Origin of the sequence: Kribbella sandramycini (genome assembly GCF_013131805.1) — a bacterium.
Classification (GTDB): domain Bacteria; phylum Actinomycetota; class Actinomycetes; order Propionibacteriales; family Kribbellaceae; genus Kribbella; species Kribbella sandramycini.
Genome location: NZ_JABJRC010000011.1, coordinates 105595 through 121708 on the forward strand (window position 1 = coordinate 105595; position 16114 = coordinate 121708).

Genomic DNA, 16114 nt, shown 5'->3' on the forward strand with positions numbered 1-16114 from the left:
CCCACTCCTATGTCAGTTTGCGCTTCTTCGGCAGCACGATCGCCGTCCCGGCCACGATCGCCGGTACCAGGATCGCAAGCCACCAGGGCAGCCCGGCCGCCATGGCGACGTACACCACGCCCGCACCGCCCCACCCCCACCACCGCGCGCCGGGAAGCCGCGGCAGGCCGAGCAGCCGGGACGCCGCCAACATGGTCACCGCACCGATCGCCGCGGCCAAAACTGCGTCCAGGAACGACCCGTACAACACCCACACCAGCACGAACCCGACCAGCGTCAGAACGGCGCTGATCGTACGTCGTTTGCGTCGCTCCTGCAGCGCACGCCCCTCGGCCCGCACTGCCTCGAGCTCGTCGACCGCCTCCGCGAGCTGCGTGGTCAGCCGCGCCGCGGCCGACTCCAGGTCGCTGACGGCCCGAATCTCCGGGAACGGGACGTTCACCCGCCTGCCGTCTGCAGGCAGCCCCGCACGCTGCAGACTGGCCGCTGCCTTCTCAGCCAGCGCATTCAGCCGCTCCTCGACCTGTCGCCCGCGCTCCGCCATCGCATCGGCTTCGCTCTGCGCCGACGCCTCGGCACGCGTGCGGGTCGCGGTCAGCCGGTCCTGAGCCTGCTGTGCGTCCGTCCGGGCCCCTGCGACGACACGCAGCGCCCGTACGTACTCCGACCACTCCTGCTCTTCGGTCTTCATCGGCGTACCAACTCCACTGCGCGCTCAACCTCGTCGGACCGCAGTGCGGCGAACGGTACGACGACCTGTGCCTCCGGATGCAGCCCATCCCACAGCAGCCCCCGGTGCGGCTCCGAAGCCCACCGCACGAGCGGACCGCAGACTGCACGGACGCCGTCCTGCGGGTGCCGCAGGAACAGGTGGGTCGCGACGTTCGCACGACCGTAGCCGAGCTGCTCCGTGCAGACGTGCAGCCGGTTCCACCACCCGAAGGTGATCAGCCCCAGCGCCGGCCCGTCCCGCACGATGTCCTGCAATGTGTTGGCAGGGCTCTCGAAGAACCCCTCCGCATGCAGCTGCATCCGCGGTACGCCGTGGAACCCGAAACCGAGCAGATAGGTATTGCTGAGCTCCCCGTTGCGCATTGCGTCCCGCAGCGCGAACAGCCGGGGCGCAATGTCCCCATGCTTGTCGACCGTCTCAACCTCACAGCCGAGCGACCGCAGCGCCTGCACCAACGCATACTTGCCGTCAGCAACCGCAGGCGACGAGTCCGTCCCGTCCATGAAGATGAAACGCGGCGCCTCCACCGCAGCCCCGGCAGTCGAGAGCGCAAGCCCGCTCAGTACGCCGAGCGCGTCCGCCGGTCCGTCTCCAAGCACCAGTACGCCGGCGCCCGGCTCCGGCCGGACTTCAACCGGCACCGGCTCCTCGGTGACCGCAATCGGCAACCCTGTCCACGGTCGACCCAGCTCTGGCTTTACTGCGGCCGCAGTGTCGGTCAGACGGGCAGGCTCAGCCAGATGGAACACCCGCGGCGGATGAGCCGCCGCACCGGCCCGCTGCCACAGCTCATGCCGCAGGTCATCCAGCACAGCCTTGTCCGCAAAGCTGACCAGCACGTGCTGATTGTCGTCAGGAGAACCGAAGTTCGCGTTCAGCACTGCCTCGCCGCGGAACTGCAGCTCAGCCGCCGCAGTGTTCCCGCCACGCAGAATCGCCTGTGAATCGGCCGGAGTCGTCTTCAGAGCAATCCGGTACGGCACCTGGCCGAAAATGGCGTCCCGCCGCGTCGACAGCCGTTTGACGCCTTCGATCGTCTGCGTCGCCAGTACGACGTGGACGCCGTACGCGCGGCCCAGCCGGACCAGCCGCTCCAGCAGCTTCGCAGCCTCGTCAGCCAGCTCGTCGTCGTCCTCAAGTAGCACCTGGAACTCGTCCAGCACGACGAGGATGCGCGGCGGCCGCTCTGGCCCCGGTGCGAGCTCGGCAATATCCGCAACGTTGCCGTGCGCCTTGAAGATCTCACTGCGCCGCGCCAGCTCATCAGATAGGTACCGCAGCACCGCCAGGCCGAACGCACGGTCGCTGTGGATGCCCAGCACGCGCACGTGCGGCAGCCAGTGCTCCCGCTCCCCCGCCGGACCCAGCGCCGAGAACTCGACCCCGTGCTTGAAGTCGAGCAGGTACATCTCCAGGTCGGCCGGGTCGTACCGTGCGGCGAGCCCGTGGATCAGAACCAGCAGCAGGTTCGACTTGCCCTGCCCGACAGCCCCACCGACGAGCACATGCGGCAATGCGGGGTTCCCACTGCGCAGACGAACCAGAGCCGGTGTTCGGTCGTCGTACCCGATGACGGTGCCGATTTCGTCGGTGACGGGTTTCCACCAACTGATGCGGTCCGGCAGGGTGCGCTCGAAGTCGATGGTCGGCAGTACGGCGATTTCGGCCAGCTCGGCCACAACGTCGCAGATGCCTGCGGCAACGTTCGCGTCGAACGCCGGGTCGAGCTTGGCGGCCACACCAGCCAGCGCAGCGGCCTCTGCACGGTCGCCGGTGATCACGACTGGGTTCAGCAGGTCGAGCAGCTGTTTGGTGTCGACCTCACTGTCCGCCGCCGCTGAGGGGTCGTGGTGCACCAGAAAACAGATGCCCCGCTCACCAGCGGTCGCAGCAAGCCGCAGCAGATCGCGCTGGGCCAGCTGGTCGATACCGGACGGGTAGTCGAACAGCACGACCAGCCGGTACGGATCAGTGACGCGACCGGTCTCCCGGATCAAGTCCTCGAACCGGCGATGGCCGAGCTGCGCCTGTCGGCTCGCGCGCAGCGACGAGACATCGACCAGACCGGACAGCACCGTGTGCAACTGCTCCGCGGTGTGCGTTGCCCTCGGCACCAACTGCGGGTACTTCGTGGTCAGGTGACCCAGCAGACCCATCATGCCGGTGAGCTTCGGGTCGAACGCGTCGATGCGCAGCCGGAACGGCTCAGCCGCCGCAACCAGCCGCAAAGCGACGCTCTGCAGGAGGCGGCGAGCAGACTCGTTGCGGTCCGCTGTGACCTTCCAGCCGTTGGTACGCAGCAGCGGCACCACAACCGGCGCACCGGCCTCCAGCTCACCGATCCGGACGTACGGCGGGACGCCGGCGCCAACCAGCTGTCGTGACCGCCAGCGGGCGTCGTTCGGCGGAATGGCGGCCAGACCGGGCGCCAGCCGGTCAGCCAGCAGCCGCGCGGCCGGCTCGGCCTCTGCGAGCGCTGCTGCCGTCTTGGCGTTGACCTGCGCCTGCGACTCCCGACGGGCGACCTGAGTCGCCTCTTGCAACTGCCGGTGCAGCTGAACGGCGCGCTGGTGCTCGCCGTGCGTCAGCCGCCGCGCATGCTCCAGCAACTGCCCCAAAGCATGCTGCAACCCCCGGATTCGGGCCTCCAGAACCTCCGGGGCGACGCCTTCATCCGTTTCTCGCGCAGAGCGCGAAGCCTCGGGCACACCTGTCCCGTCAGGCTTCTCCGTCACGAGCACCGTCCTTCCACCTCTGCCCCGCGACACCTACCGCCTGGGACAACCATGTCACACCAGCAGCCACTGTCGTCACTCCAGGCATCAGTAGTCTCACGCATCAGTCAGGGGGCCACGATCTCCAGTTCGTAGCCGTCGTCGTTGTGCAGGAACGCGGCGTAATGCTGCGGCCCGCCGGCGTACGGGTGCCGGTCGGCGAACATCAGCGTCCAGCCGTGCGCGGGCGCCTCGGCGACGATCGCGTCCAGCTCGGCGCGGTCGGCCGCGTTCAGGGCCAGATGGTTCAGGCCGGGGCGGAGCCGGTCGTGCTCGGCCGCCGACATCGCCGGGCTCTGCTCGGCGACCAGATAGCTGCCGTCGGGGGCGATCCAGGTCATCCCGCCGGGCCAGCCGTCGCCATCCTTCCAGCCCAGCCGATTCAGCACCCAGCCCCAGCTGCGGACGGCGCGGGACAGCTCCGGAACCCAGAGTTCGACGTGATGCACTGCGGCGGCCATCGGAGCATTATCTGTGCTCGTCGAACCGGCTCGACACGGCCGTCGCCACGGTGCCCGTGACGAGCAGCCAGACCAGCGCCGCGAGCAGCCAGGGCCACCACGGGCGCCCTTGCGCGGCCTCGGCGACCGCCTTGCCGGACAGCCCGCCGGACGGCGCGAAGACGGCCACGAGCAACACCCTCGCGAACGTCGTCTGCCTGGTCATCTCCTCATTGTCACCAGCGCGCCGGACCCCCGCAGAAACCTTGGCGTTTCGCGCCTGTTGGGAGGGATTTCCGAGATTGTCCGTGGCAGGGTCTACCGTCTGCGGTGACAGTTGAGGATCGGGGGTTTTCGTGAGCAGCACCCGGATCGAGAGCACGGCCTACGGCGCGGCCGCGCTCGATCGTCTGCACGCCGTCGTGCAACGGCTCAAAGCCGACGACCCGATGGCCCCGGTCACCCTCCTGCTGCCGAACAACCTGGCCGGCGTCGTCGCCCGCCGGCACCTCGCGAAGACCGCGATCGCGGGGCTTTTCCCGGCCACCTTGGAGCGGCTCGCCGAGCAGCTCGCGGCCGGGCAGCTCGCGCCCCGCCGGCCCGCCACCAGGCCGATCGTGGCCGCGACCTGGCGAACGGCGCTGGCCAAGGCGCCGGGCGTCTTCCACGAGGTCGCCGAGCACCCGTCGACCATCCAAGCGCTTGCATCCGCCCATCGCGAGCTGCGCGATCTGTCCGAGCCCGCGCTCGACAAGGTCGCCTCGGCGTCCGTCCTCGGCCCCGATCTGGTCCGCCTGCACCGGCAGCTCACCGGTGATCTGGCCGGCGACTGGTACGACGAGACCGACCTGCTGCGCGCCGCCGCGGCCCGGGTCGAGGCCGACCCGGCGATCGTCCGCGAGCTCGGCGCGCTGGTGCTCTACCTGCCCCAGGAGCTCACCCAGGCCGAGGCGGCGTTCGTCCGGGCGCTGGGCGCGGCAGCGGCCGATCTCACCGTCATCGTCGGGCTGACCGACGTCCGGCGGGCCGATCGCGCCGTTCGGCGGTCGCTGGAGCGGATCGGTCTCGACCTGCCGCCGTCGATCTCGCGGAACTATCCGGTCGCGACCGAAATCCGCACCGCGTCCGATGCCGATGACGAGGTCCGCTGCGTGGTGCGCGAGGTGGTCGCCGCGCTGGCGCAGACGCCGGCCCACCGGATCGCGGTCCTCTACTCGTCGATCACGCCGTATGCGCGGCTGCTGCACGAGCATCTCTCGGCCGCGGGGATCGCGGTCAACGGCCCGGGCACGAGACCGGTGCACGAGCGAGCCATCGCGCGGACGCTGCTGGAGGTGCTGGCGCTCGTCGATCAAGACCTGCCACGCGCCGACGTCTTCCGCGCCCTGTCGAACGCGCCGACACGTGACTTCACCGGTGAGCGCATCCCCGTCCCCCAGTGGGAGCGGATGTCCCGAGCGGCCGGTGTAGTGCGTGGCGACGACTGGGAGAGCCGTCTGGCCCGCTATGCAGAGTCCGAGCGGCGTGCTGCGCAGCAAGAGGAGGCAGCGGAGGATCCGCGCCCCGCAGCGACCAGGCGCGCGCAGTACAACGCGGAGAAGGCGGAGCGGCTGCATGCGTTCGCCTCTGAGCTCCGGCGGCGGCTGAAGGCGCTGGCTGAGCTGGAGAGCTGGTCCGAGCTGGCCGGCGCGGTTCTGCAGCTCTTCCAGGAGCTGCTCGGCGACTACTCGTCTCTACCGATCGAAGAGCAGTACGCCGCGGCCGCGGTCGAGGGGTCGCTGCGCGGGCTCTCCACGCTGGATGAGCTCGGCACCCCGGCCAGTCTCGCGGTGCTCCGCGACGTCCTCGAGCTGGAGCTCCAGCAATCACTCCCCCGGGTCGGCACGTTCGGGACGGGCGTCCTGGTCGCACCGCTGTCGGCGAGTGTCGGTCTGGCGGCCGACATCGTGTACGTCGTCGGCCTGTCGGAGGATCTCTACCCTGGCCGCGTCCACGAAGACGCACTGCTCCCACACCGGGTGCGCGAGGCCGCCGCGCCCGAGCTGGCGTCGTTCCGAGATCGGCTCGACGAGAAGCAGCGCCACCTATTGGTCGCGTTCTCGGCCGGCGCGCGCAAGGTCGTCGCCTCGTTCCCCCGCGGCGACCTGCGCCGCTCGTCACGCCGGCTGCCGACGCGCTGGCTGCTCGGCTCGCTGCGCGCGTTGAGCGGCGACCGCACCCTCGCCGCCACCGCGTGGGAGCAGGGCGCGTTCGGCGATCGGCTGCAGGCGTCGGCGTCGTACGCAGGTTCGTTGACGACGGCAACCATGCCGGCGAGCGAGCAGGAGTGGCAGGTCCGATCGGCGGCGGCCGGGTTGTGGCTGAGCGACCGGGTGCTGGTCCGCGCGCGCGAGTTGCTGCGCGGGCGCGGCAGTCCGGCGTTCACGCGGTTCGACGGCGATCTGTCCGGCGTCTCGGGCCTCCCGGAGTACGCCGTCGAGGATCGGGTCGCCTCGCCGACGTCGCTGGAGGCCTACGCGAGCTGCCCGCATGCGTACTTCGTCGAGCGGCTGCTGCAGGTCGAGCCGTTGGAGGCCCCGGAGGATCTGCTCGTCATCTCGCCGATCCAGGTCGGCAACCTGATCCACGACAGTCTGGACGCGTTCGTCACCCGGCTGGCCGGTGCGCTCCCGTCGTACGGCGAGGCCTGGTCGGCGGAGCAACGGCAGGTACTGCTCGCGATCGGGGCCGAGCTGGCCGACCGGTTCGAAGCCGAGGGGCTGACCGGTCATCCCCGACTCTGGCAGCGCGAGCGGCTGCGCATCCTGAGCGATCTGATGGTGTTGCTGGCCGATGACGACCGGTGGCGCTTCGAACGGGATGCGTCGGTGGTGGCCAGTGAGCTGCGGTTCGGGTTCGACGGCGAGCCGCCGGTGGAGATTCCGGTGCCGTCCGGCCGGGTGTTGCTGCGCGGCTCGGCCGACAAGGTCGATCTCGGGCGCGACGGCACCATCTATGTCACCGATGTGAAGACCGGCGGCTTCTCGCGGTACGAGGGGATCGAAAGCGATCCCGTTGCCGGTGGGACGAAGCTGCAGCTTCCCGTCTATGCCTACGCGGCGCGTGCTCGGCTGGGCGAGGCCGCGACACCGGTCGAGGCGTCGTACTGGTTCGTCCGGCGCGGCGGTAAACGGATCCCGGTCCCGCTGACCGCCGAGGTCGAGGCCCGGTACGTCGAGACGCTCGACGTGATCGTGTCGTCGATCGCGGGCGGGCTGTTCCCGCCGAAGGCGCCCGAGATTCCGGATTTCCTGTGGGTGCAGTGCCCTTACTGCAATCCGGATGGGATCGGCCACAGCGAAGTGCGCGCGCGGTGGGAGCGCAAACGGCACGACCCGACGCTGGAGCGGCTGGTCCGGCTGATCGACCCTGCGGTGTACGAGGAGGCCGGCGATGAGTGAACAGCTGCTCGACGGCCCGGCCCGGGAGCGGATCCGTTCGGACACGTCGACAACGCTTTTCGTCGAGGCCGGCGCCGGCTCGGGAAAGACGCATGCGCTGGTCGATCGGGTCCGCACGCTCGTGCTGCGCGACGGCGTGCCGTTGCGGACGATCGCGGCGGTGACGTTCACCGAGAAGGCCGGGGCCGAGCTGCGGGATCGGTTGCGGGTCGAGTTCGAGAAGGCGCGCAAGGGCCCGACCGGGCCGCTCGCCGACGAGGCTCTCGACGATCTGGATTCGGCGTCCATCGGGACGCTGCACGCGTTCGCGCAACAGTTGCTGCTCGCGCATCCGATCGAGGCCGGGCTGCCGCCGCTGATCGACGTGCTCGACGAGGTCGGCTCGTCTGTCGCGTTCGAGGAGCGCTGGGCCGAGCTGCAGCAACAGCTGCTGGACGACGACAAGATCGCGGAGCCGTTGCTGCTGGCGATGGCGGTCGGGGTCGAGCTGAAACATCTGCGGTCGCTGGCCCGCCTGTTCGGCAACGACTGGGACCTGATCGGCGAGCGCGTGCTGGTCGCACCGCCCGAGCTGGTCGCGATGCCGGATCTGACCGGCCTGGCCGCCGCGGCCGCGCAGCTCGGCGGCCTGGCCGACTCGTGCTCGGACGCCGAGGATCGGCTGCTGCCGAAGTTGCGCCAGATCCGCGAGCTCGGGCTGATGCTGGAGACGGCGACCGATCAGGAGACCCAGCTCGCGGTGCTGCAGACGCTGCGCGGGCTGAAGGTCGGCCGGATCGGCCGCAAGGAGAACTGGCCGGATATCGCCAAGGTGCGCGCGGACTGCGCGGCCGTGGTCGACGTCGCCGGGTCGCTCGTCGAGCTGCTCCTCGATGCTTGCCTTCGGCATCTTTCGCGCTGGATCGCGGAGCGAGTGCTGGAGTCGGCCGAGGTCCGGCGTGCGGACGGGCGGCTGGAGTTCCACGACCTGCTGGTGCTGGCGCGCGATCTGTTGCGGCGCGAGCCGGCGGTCCGGTCGGCGCTGTCCGACCGGTTCGAACGGCTGCTGCTCGACGAGTTCCAGGACACCGATCCGATCCAGATCGAGCTCGCCGTCCGGATCGCCGCCGGCGCGGGCGGCGGCGCCGACGACTGGCACGATATCGACGTCCCCGACGGGCGGTTGTTCGTCGTCGGCGACCCCAAGCAGTCGATCTACCGGTTCCGGCGCGCCAACATCGCCACCTACCTGACCGCTCAGAGCCTGCTCGGCGAGACCGTCACCCTGACGACCAACTTCCGCACCGTTCCGCCCGTCCTGAGCTGGATCAACCACGTCTTCGGCACGCTCATCCAGCCCCAGGACGCCGCCCAGCCGACCTACCATCCGCTGACGCCGCACCGCGAAACGCCCACCAAAGCCCCCGAGCCCGAAGTTGTCCCGGCGGACGGCGAGGAGCTCACCCTCTTCGACTTCATCTCCGACGAGCCCGAGCCAGAGCCAGAACCCGCGCCCGACGACGGCCTCGGTCAGGTCCTGCAGTTCCGGCGCCCCGACGATCCGCCTCCGCCGCCCGAGCCCGCGCCGTACGACGACGAGATCTCCGGCCCGGCGGTCAGCATCCTCGGCGCGACCCCGCATGACGATCTGCCGCGCGCCCAGGCTTCCGTCCTGCGCGAGCGAGAGGCGACCGATGTCGCGGCGGTCATCGATCAGGCGCTGCGCGACGGCTGGCTCGTCCACGACGAACAGCGGAAGACCTGGCGGCCGGCCGAGGCGGGTGACATCGCCGTCCTGGTTCCGGCGCGGACGTCGCTGCCGTTCCTCGAAGACGCGCTCGACCGCGCCGACATCCCGTACCGCGCCGAGGCCAGCTCGCTCGTCTACCAGACCGCCGAAGTCCGCGATCTGCTCGCCTGCGCCCGCGCCCTCGGCGATCCGAGCGACCAGCTCGCCCTCGTCACCACGCTGCGCTCGCCGCTGTTCGGCTGCGGTGACGACGACCTCTTCACCTGGAAGCGCTCCGGTGGCAGCTTCACGCTGACCGCGCCGATCCCCGACGGCCTGTTGGCGCACCCGGTCGGCGAGGCGATGGAGTGGTTGCGGCGCGCGTACTACGCGGCGCGCTGGCAGACGCCGAGCGAGGTCCTCGCCACGATCGTCGCCGACCGCCGGATGCTCGAGGTCGCCGCGATCGGCCCACGCGCCCGGGACGCCTGGCGCCGCGTCCGGTTCGTCGTCGATCAGGCGCGCGCGTGGTCCGAGGTCGAGCACGGCGGCCTCCGCGCGTACCTCGCCTGGGCGGCCCACCAAGGTGAGGAGGCCTCGCGCGTCGCCGAGGCGGTCCTCCCCGAGACCGACGCCGACGCCGTCCGCGTGATGACGATCCACGCCGCGAAGGGCCTGGAGTTCCCGATCGTGATCCTCTCCGGGATGACCGCGGCCCCGAACCGCCAGCGCGGCGTCCAGGTGCTCTGGCCGCCGGACGGCGGGTACGCGGTGAAGCTCAAGTCCTCCGTGCAGACCGAGGACTTCGACCTCGTTCAGCCCGTCGACGAGCAGATGGACGATTTCGAGCGTCGCCGTCTGTTGTACGTCGCCGCGACTCGCGCCCGCGACCACCTCGTGGTCTCCCTGCACCGCTCCGGAACCCGTCGGCACTCCAGCAACGCCGAGCTGCTCGCCTCGGCCGACGCCGCGGAGGCGCCGACCGCGACGCTGTTCGACGGGCCGCCGCCGCCCGATCGCGACCCGCGCGCGACGTCCGACGTCAGCCCGCCGATGAGCCGCAAACAGTGGGACGAGCAGATCGAGGCCGCGCGCAAAGCCAGTCGCCGTCCGTCCGCCCAGAGCGCCTCCGGTCTGGAGGGCACGGCGCCGCCGCTCGCTCTCGGCGCGGAGACCGAGCCCGGTACGGCGAAGGCCGCTCGCGACCTCGAGCTGCCGCCATGGTCGAAGGGCCGGTACGGGACGGCGATCGGCCGCGCGGTCCACGGCGTCCTCCAAGTCGTCGATCTGACGACGGGTGCTGGTCTGGAGGCGGCCGTCGCGACGCAGTGCCTGGCCGAAGGCGTCCTCGAGTATGCCGGCGTCGTCACAGCCCTGGTCCGGTCAGCGCTCGGCTCCGAGGTCGTGCAGCGAGCGGCTGCTCGCGAGCACTGGCGGGAGTCGTACGTCGGCGCCGTCCAGCCCGACGGAACCGTTCTCGAAGGGTTCGTCGATCTCATCTACCGCGAGGACGACGGCCGCCTGACCGTCGTCGACTACAAGACCGACGCCGTCCCCGAGGCGGCGCTGGACAGTCGCGTCGCCTACTACGCCCCGCAACTGCGGACGTATGCCGAGGTCCTGCCCAACACCGCCCCACCCGTGCTGCTCTTCCTCAACCCGGCCGGCGCCGTCGCCCGGCAATTGCCCTAAGCAACCATTCGCACCGCGAGGACCACGATGACCACACTGGAGGCCAACACGGTCACCAGTCGGCCGACCTGCCCGGTGAGCAGCCGGCCGAGCAGAACTCCCCCACCAGCCAGCAGCAGTTGCCAACTCGCCGAGGCCAGGAAGGCGGCCGTCACGAAGACGATTCGTTCGACAACCCCAGGGTCGTCGCCGGTCCCGCCGAGCACCAGTGCGGCGAAGTAGATCACCGTCATCGGGTTGAGCAGCGTCATACCGAGCATGCCGGCGTACGCCGTCCGCGCGCGCATCGGCGCCTCCTGCTGGAGCCCGGTCAACCGGCCGGCCCGATACCGCCGTACGCCGCTGACAGCCGCGACCGCGGCGAGGCCTATCAAGACCGCCACGGAGACCCAGCGCAACGGCTCCACGATCGGGGCCAGCACTGGCGCCAAGGCCGAGCCGGCCACGACTGCGACGAGCGCATAGGCGCCGTCGGCCGATGCGACTCCGAGCGCCGCGGCAGCCGCGACCCGCAACGAACTCCGCGCGCTCAGCCCGACCAGGTAGGTCCCGACTGCCCCGACCGGTACGGCGATCCCGTACCCGGCAAGCATGCCGGCGACCACCACCTCGATCACGAGCGGAAGCGGCTCGACCCCCACCGACGGCCGGTCTGCTGCTGGAACCGAGCCGCCACGTCGGCAACCGGTTTCGTCAGCAACACCTCGATCGTCGTAGTCATGTCTCCATGATCAGCAACACCGCAAGCCAATTAGTCCGGCTCGAACCGCAGCAGGTCGCCGGGTTGGCATTCGAGCACTTCGCACAGGGCCGCCAGCGTGCTGAACCGGACGGCTTTCGCGCGCCCGTTCTTGAGCACCGCGAGGTTCGCCGGGGTGATGCCGACGCGCTCCGCGAGCGTGCCGACCGGCATCTTCCGCTTCGCCAGCATCACGTCGACGTCGACCACGATCGGCATCAGATCACCTCGTCGAGCTCAGCCTGCAGCTCCTGCGCCTCGACATCGCGCGCCACGGCTTGCACCAGCAGCAGCCGCATCACGAACACCACCAGCGCGACGCCGCCTGTGACGAGCGACAGCCCGCAGATCAACCCGACCAGCCCGGGCGCGACGGCCTCGCCCGGCGCGAGGACGACGGCCAGCGCGAAGACGAGCACCGCCCCGGCCCCGATCGCGCCGATCACGATGTCGACGTACCGGAACGCGCCGTTCGAGAAGACCGTCCCGCGCCGGACCATCGTCAGCAGCCGCCAGATGCAGACCGCTGTCACCTGCAGCGTCACGATGCCCAGGACGACGATCACGACGAGCGGAACCCGCACACTCGCGGGCGCTTCGTCGAGGTCGGCCCAGATCAACGGCACCAGCACGGTCTGCACCAGCAGCGAGCCGGCCAGCGCGATCACCAACACCACCCGCAACGCGAGCACAGCAAATTTCCCCATCACCCCTCCTAACGAGCAACGATGCAAATCTATCGAAATTCGACAGATACGACAACCTCGTCGTCAGTGCCCGAGCCGCCGCGCGCTCTCTTCGGCCCGCTGCAACGCGGTCAGCAGCGCCGCCCGGCCGCCCTGGTCGATATCGGCCGTGAGTGCAGCCACCGCCGCATCGCCACCCTGTTGCAGCCGCTCGACCAGCTCGCGATGCGCAACCGCGAGCCGGGCCGCGTCGAAATCCGGCCGAACGAACGTGAGCAGCAGCCGGACTTCGTCCTCGCAGTACCGATAACTCTCCAGCAGCCGCCGATTGCCGGCCGCGGCGACGATCGCGCGATGGATCGCGCTGTGCACACCGGTCAGCTCCCGCCACGACGGCCGGGGCTGCCGGCCAGCCAGGGCCTCGAGCCGCTCGACCTCGGCGAGCACCGGGCGCAGATCCGCGCCCGCGGCCAGCGCCATCCGCAGCGCACCGAGCTCCAGCACTTTCCGATAGTCGAAGATCTCGTCGATCCGCTGCCGGCTCAGCGCCGCAACGACGGCGCCCCGATGCCGTTCGTGGACGACGAGACCGCGCTCGACGAGCAGCCGCAGCCCGGCCCGGATCGTGTGCCGCCCGACGTCGAACCGCTCGGCCAGCTCCTCCTCGCGAAACCGCGTCCCGACCGGATGGGCGCCGTCCAGCAGCTCACCCCGCAACGCCGCCGCGATCCGCTCCGGCATCCCCGCCACGACCCCACCCCTCTCGTCGATTGTGCAACAATATTGAGATTCTTGTAGCACAATACTGCCGGTAGGAGCGCCGATCCCGATCGACAATCTCGAGGTCCACGGCACGTCGGGCCCGCCGGTGCTGCTCCTGCCCGGCGGCGCCGAGGCCACGCTCGGCTTCTTCCCCGGCCTGATCGAGGGCCTGGTCGCCGATCCCGGCTGTCACGTCATCGTTCACGACCGCCCGGGAACGGGCACGTCCACACTCCCCGGCGCACTCGCCGACGCACCCGCGCACCTCAACGAGCTGATCACCGAAGTCGGTCTCGGCCCCGCGGTCGTCGTCGGCCAGAGTCTCGGCGGCGCGGTCGCGGTCCTGCTGGCCCAGGCGCACCCGGAGAACGTCGCTGGTCTGGTTCTGCTCGATCCGACGCCGATCAACGACCCCACGCTCTGCAGCCGGATCGAACGGATGACCCGCACCCTGGCCGCGCTGGACCGGGTCCCGGTCGTGCGCGGTCTGATCGCCGCCGGTCTGCGCGCGAGCGTCGCCCGCAGTACGCGCAACCTCGATCTCCGCCCCGAGTGCCGAGCAGTCTTCGACCGGACCGCCAATCTCGACATCCCGCAACTGGATCGCACCGTCCACGGTCTCGCTGAGCTATCAGCGACCCTCGCCCCGAAACCGCTGCCCAGCGTCCTCATCACGGCCGACCGCAAACCCGGCGCGGCCATCACCCAGGCCCACACCCGCCTTGCCGACGCGCTCGGCGCGACGCTGCGCAGCTTCCCCGGCGCGGACCACAACGTGCAACTGACGCACCCCGACGAAACGCTCGCCGCCACCCGCGCGCTGATCAGCGAGCTCCGCTGAGGCAATCGACGGTTACCGAAGGCGGACAACGGGAAGTGACCCTGGGGTGTGGGTGAGCGTCCGGTCGCCTACCATCTGCGGGAACACTGTGAGGAATGCTGGCGGGTCTGCCACCAAGAGTGTGAGGGTGTGGCCATGAACATCGGTACTCGGAAGATCGTCGTCGACGAGGCGATCGCGCAGTTGCGGCTGTATGCCGAGACCAACGGCGCCGTACTGCGGTACTACGACGGGCTGCCCGGGCAGACCCTGATCGGCGGCTCGGACCCGAACCAGGTGACGCTGGAGGATCTGGCGCGCACGATGGTGATCGGCTCCGACCTGCGCGCACTGGACATCCCGTGGCTGCTCGAGGTCGACGCGGAGAAGGAGTTCGCCGCCGTCCCGGTCGACGCCAAACTGGAGGACGCCGCGCCGGGCAGCGAGCTGTTCGAAGCGGCGATGGCCCTGGACGAGAAGTTCTCCGGGCACCGCGGCTTCGGGCAGGCGAAGAAGTCGAAGCTGCTGCACCTGAAGCGGCCGTTCCTCTACCCGGTCAGCGACAGCTTCATCCGGATGACCTACACGAACGCGGCCGCCGGCGCGGAGTTCCTGTCGGCCGTGCACCGCGATCTGGTCAACCCGGCGAACGTCCGCGACTTCAAGCTGCTGCAGGTGCGGCTGATGCAGGAGCCGCCGACCTCGTCCGCGCGGGTCCTCAGCGAAGCCCCGACGCTGCGTCTGCTCGACATCCTCGCCTCGCTGCTCGGTGAGGCGAAGTAGCCGCTAGATCACCCCGAGCCGCGCCAGTGGCTCGACCAGCTCGCGCTCCTCGTACGAGAGGTGCGAGAGCAAGGTGTCGTCGAGCAGATCGACTGCGGCCCGCAGTCCGGTGATGTCACCGGAGCCATCGACCAGAGCGACCAGAGCCTGGTCAACACGCTCCAGAACGTCGTGGATCACGAGGTGCTCTTCCTGCAGGCGGTTGACGACCGGCGCCAGCTCCGGGTCGGCCCGCCGGAGCCGCGGGAACAGCATGGCGTCCTCCAGCGAGTGGTGTGAGGTGACCAGGCGGCAGTAGGACTCGCAGTATGTGCCGAGCGTCCAGTTGTTCTGCCGCATCGTCATCGTGCTGATATGCGAACGGGCCTGTCCGACGCCGAGTGAGCCCGCTGCAACCTGTTCGACGAGGTCATGGATTTGCTCAAGCTCTGCGCGCAGATGGTCGTGTACCTCGATCAGATGCCGCCCAGAGGCCAACTGCTGCGGTGTGTAGGTCCGCGACGGGTCCAGCGCCGGACCAGTCGGCCGCTCCGACTCATCGATGAGCTGGACGGCGCTTCGGCGTACGGCTGGTGGGGGCGTCGGCACGACGGCGAAACCGGCGGTCTGCGGTTCTGCTTTTGTTGGCAATCCTCTGCGGGCTGACTGCACCGCTTCGCGCACTCCCTCGGCTACCTCGGCGAAACGCCGGATGTCAGTCGGGTCGTCCGAGCTGAGGATGTAGGTGCTCATGCCCTGGCTGAGCGTCAGCTCGGTGAGCTGGTCGATCCAAAGGGCCTCTGGCCCCTGCAGGAACCCGCCGCTGCCGGCGAAGCGGCCGGACACGTTGTAGAGCCGTCGGACGGCGGCTGGGTCGCGTCCGGCGTCCACTGCCGCCTCGTCGAGCAGCTTGTTCATCGCTGCCAGGTCGTCGGGCTTGGCGTACGGACTGCTCGGCAGCCAGCCGTCGGCCAAGCGACCGGTGACTGCGAGCATGCGCGGCTTGTAGGCGCCCAGCCAGATCTCGACGTCGTGAGCGGGCTGTGGGCCGCGCTTCGCGCCGGAGACCGGGTAGTGCACGCCCGGTAGCCGGATGCCGCCGCCGGTCGGCTCCCAGACCGCACGGATCACCGCGATGGCCTCCTCCAGCGCCGTGATGCTCTGACCAGTGGTCAATCGCGGGCCGCCGTTCGCGGCGACGGCGTCCAGGAAGCCACCGGCGCCGAGACCGAGCTCGACCCGGCCGCCGGTGATCAGGTCGAGTGTGGCGACGCTGCGGGCGAGGACGACCGGATGCCGGAACGGGAGATTGGCGACGTTGGTGGCGACCTTGATCCGCTGGGTCTGGGCGGCGACGACCGACAGCAGGGTCCAGGCGTCCATCAGGCGCGGCTGGTACGGGTGGTCCTGGAAGCTGACCAGGTCCAGGCCGGCTTGCTCACTGAGCTGCGCGAGCGCGATCACCCGGGCCGGATCGTCGATCGCCGGGGTCAGGAAGGTGCCGAACGCGAGGTCGTGGCCGTAGTCCATGGAACCAAACTACTCTGCGGTCAAAATA

Annotated in this window: 13 protein-coding genes; 4 read left to right on the forward strand and 9 right to left on the reverse strand. The window is 70.0% G+C overall.

Annotated elements, in window-relative coordinates; genetic code table 11:
- Nucleotides 1–7 precede the first annotated feature (7 nt).
- From HPO96_RS33985 to HPO96_RS34000, 4 genes are all read right to left on the reverse strand, one after another.
- Complete coding sequence (locus HPO96_RS33985; protein WP_171678533.1) at nucleotides 8–691, reverse strand: hypothetical protein; 684 nt, start codon at nucleotides 689–691, stop codon at nucleotides 8–10.
- Nucleotides 688–3468 carry an FtsK/SpoIIIE domain-containing protein gene (locus tag HPO96_RS33990; RefSeq protein ID WP_337796922.1) on the reverse strand — a complete coding sequence of 927 codons (2781 nt, stop codon included), beginning with the start codon at nucleotides 3466–3468 and terminating at the stop codon, nucleotides 688–690. The genes HPO96_RS33985 and HPO96_RS33990 overlap by 4 nt, the downstream gene beginning before the upstream one ends.
- Before the next feature lie 107 nt (nucleotides 3469–3575).
- On the reverse strand, nucleotides 3576–3968 hold the full coding sequence (locus HPO96_RS33995; protein ID WP_171678534.1) for a VOC family protein: 393 nt from the start codon (nucleotides 3966–3968) through the stop codon (nucleotides 3576–3578).
- Nucleotides 3969–3975: 7 nt separating this feature from the next.
- Nucleotides 3976–4173, reverse strand: a complete 198-nt coding sequence (locus HPO96_RS34000) for a hypothetical protein (protein WP_171678536.1) — start codon at nucleotides 4171–4173, stop codon at nucleotides 3976–3978.
- A gap of 130 nt (nucleotides 4174–4303) precedes the next feature.
- Between HPO96_RS34000 and HPO96_RS34005 the strand changes: the two genes are divergently transcribed.
- A complete protein-coding gene (locus HPO96_RS34005) occupies nucleotides 4304–7387 on the forward strand; it encodes a PD-(D/E)XK nuclease family protein (protein ID WP_171678538.1) in 3084 nt (1027 codons plus the stop codon).
- Nucleotides 7380–10787, forward strand: a complete 3408-nt coding sequence (locus HPO96_RS34010; protein ID WP_171678539.1) for a UvrD-helicase domain-containing protein — start codon at nucleotides 7380–7382, stop codon at nucleotides 10785–10787. The genes HPO96_RS34005 and HPO96_RS34010 overlap by 8 nt, the downstream gene beginning before the upstream one ends.
- Here HPO96_RS34010 and HPO96_RS34015 read toward each other — a convergent pair.
- From HPO96_RS34015 to HPO96_RS34030, 4 genes are all read right to left on the reverse strand, one after another.
- A complete protein-coding gene (locus HPO96_RS34015) occupies nucleotides 10784–11404 on the reverse strand; it encodes a LysE family transporter (RefSeq protein ID WP_171678540.1) in 621 nt (206 codons plus the stop codon). The genes HPO96_RS34010 and HPO96_RS34015 overlap by 4 nt on opposite strands.
- A gap of 134 nt (nucleotides 11405–11538) precedes the next feature.
- Nucleotides 11539–11745, reverse strand: a complete 207-nt coding sequence (locus HPO96_RS34020; protein WP_171678543.1) for a helix-turn-helix domain-containing protein — start codon at nucleotides 11743–11745, stop codon at nucleotides 11539–11541.
- On the reverse strand, nucleotides 11745–12233 hold the full coding sequence (locus HPO96_RS34025; RefSeq protein ID WP_171678545.1) for a DUF2975 domain-containing protein: 489 nt from the start codon (nucleotides 12231–12233) through the stop codon (nucleotides 11745–11747). Before HPO96_RS34025 ends, HPO96_RS34020 begins: the two co-directional genes overlap by 1 nt.
- A 63-nt stretch (nucleotides 12234–12296) precedes the next feature.
- Nucleotides 12297–12953, reverse strand: a complete 657-nt coding sequence (locus tag HPO96_RS34030) for a GntR family transcriptional regulator (protein WP_238355827.1) — start codon at nucleotides 12951–12953, stop codon at nucleotides 12297–12299.
- A gap of 127 nt (nucleotides 12954–13080) precedes the next feature.
- On the opposite strand from HPO96_RS34030, the gene HPO96_RS34035 reads away from it, so the two are divergent.
- Nucleotides 13081–13815, forward strand: coding sequence for an alpha/beta fold hydrolase (locus tag HPO96_RS34035; protein WP_202886754.1), 735 nt, complete (start codon nucleotides 13081–13083; stop codon nucleotides 13813–13815).
- Between the two features lie 135 nt (nucleotides 13816–13950).
- Complete coding sequence (locus tag HPO96_RS34040) at nucleotides 13951–14577, forward strand: DUF6308 family protein (protein ID WP_171678547.1); 627 nt, start codon at nucleotides 13951–13953, stop codon at nucleotides 14575–14577.
- Nucleotides 14578–14580: 3 nt separating this feature from the next.
- On the opposite strand, the gene HPO96_RS34045 is transcribed toward HPO96_RS34040, so the two are convergent.
- Nucleotides 14581–16086 (reverse strand): LLM class flavin-dependent oxidoreductase, encoded by a 1506-nt coding sequence (locus HPO96_RS34045; protein ID WP_171678548.1) that lies wholly within the window; start codon nucleotides 16084–16086, stop codon nucleotides 14581–14583.
- Nucleotides 16087–16114: the final 28 nt, after the last annotated feature.

Bases quoted from the DNA above. Each gene is read 5' to 3' on its own strand.
- HPO96_RS34025 (WP_171678545.1), bottom strand. From the start codon at position 12,233: ATGGGGAAATTTGCTGTGCTCGCGTTGCGGGTGGTGTTGGTGATCGCG.
- HPO96_RS34000 (WP_171678536.1), bottom strand. From the start codon at position 4,173: ATGACCAGGCAGACGACGTTCGCGAGGGTGTTGCTCGTGGCCGTCTTC.
- HPO96_RS34030 (WP_238355827.1), bottom strand. From the start codon at position 12,953: ATGCCGGAGCGGATCGCGGCGGCGTTGCGGGGTGAGCTGCTGGACGGC.
- HPO96_RS33995 (WP_171678534.1), bottom strand. From the start codon at position 3,968: ATGGCCGCCGCAGTGCATCACGTCGAACTCTGGGTTCCGGAGCTGTCC.
- HPO96_RS33985 (WP_171678533.1), bottom strand. From the start codon at position 691: ATGAAGACCGAAGAGCAGGAGTGGTCGGAGTACGTACGGGCGCTGCGT.
- HPO96_RS34045 (WP_171678548.1), bottom strand. From the start codon at position 16,086: ATGGACTACGGCCACGACCTCGCGTTCGGCACCTTCCTGACCCCGGCG.
- HPO96_RS34040 (WP_171678547.1), top strand. From the start codon at position 13,951: ATGAACATCGGTACTCGGAAGATCGTCGTCGACGAGGCGATCGCGCAG.
- HPO96_RS34020 (WP_171678543.1), bottom strand. From the start codon at position 11,745: ATGCCGATCGTGGTCGACGTCGACGTGATGCTGGCGAAGCGGAAGATG.
- HPO96_RS34010 (WP_171678539.1), top strand. From the start codon at position 7,380: ATGAGTGAACAGCTGCTCGACGGCCCGGCCCGGGAGCGGATCCGTTCG.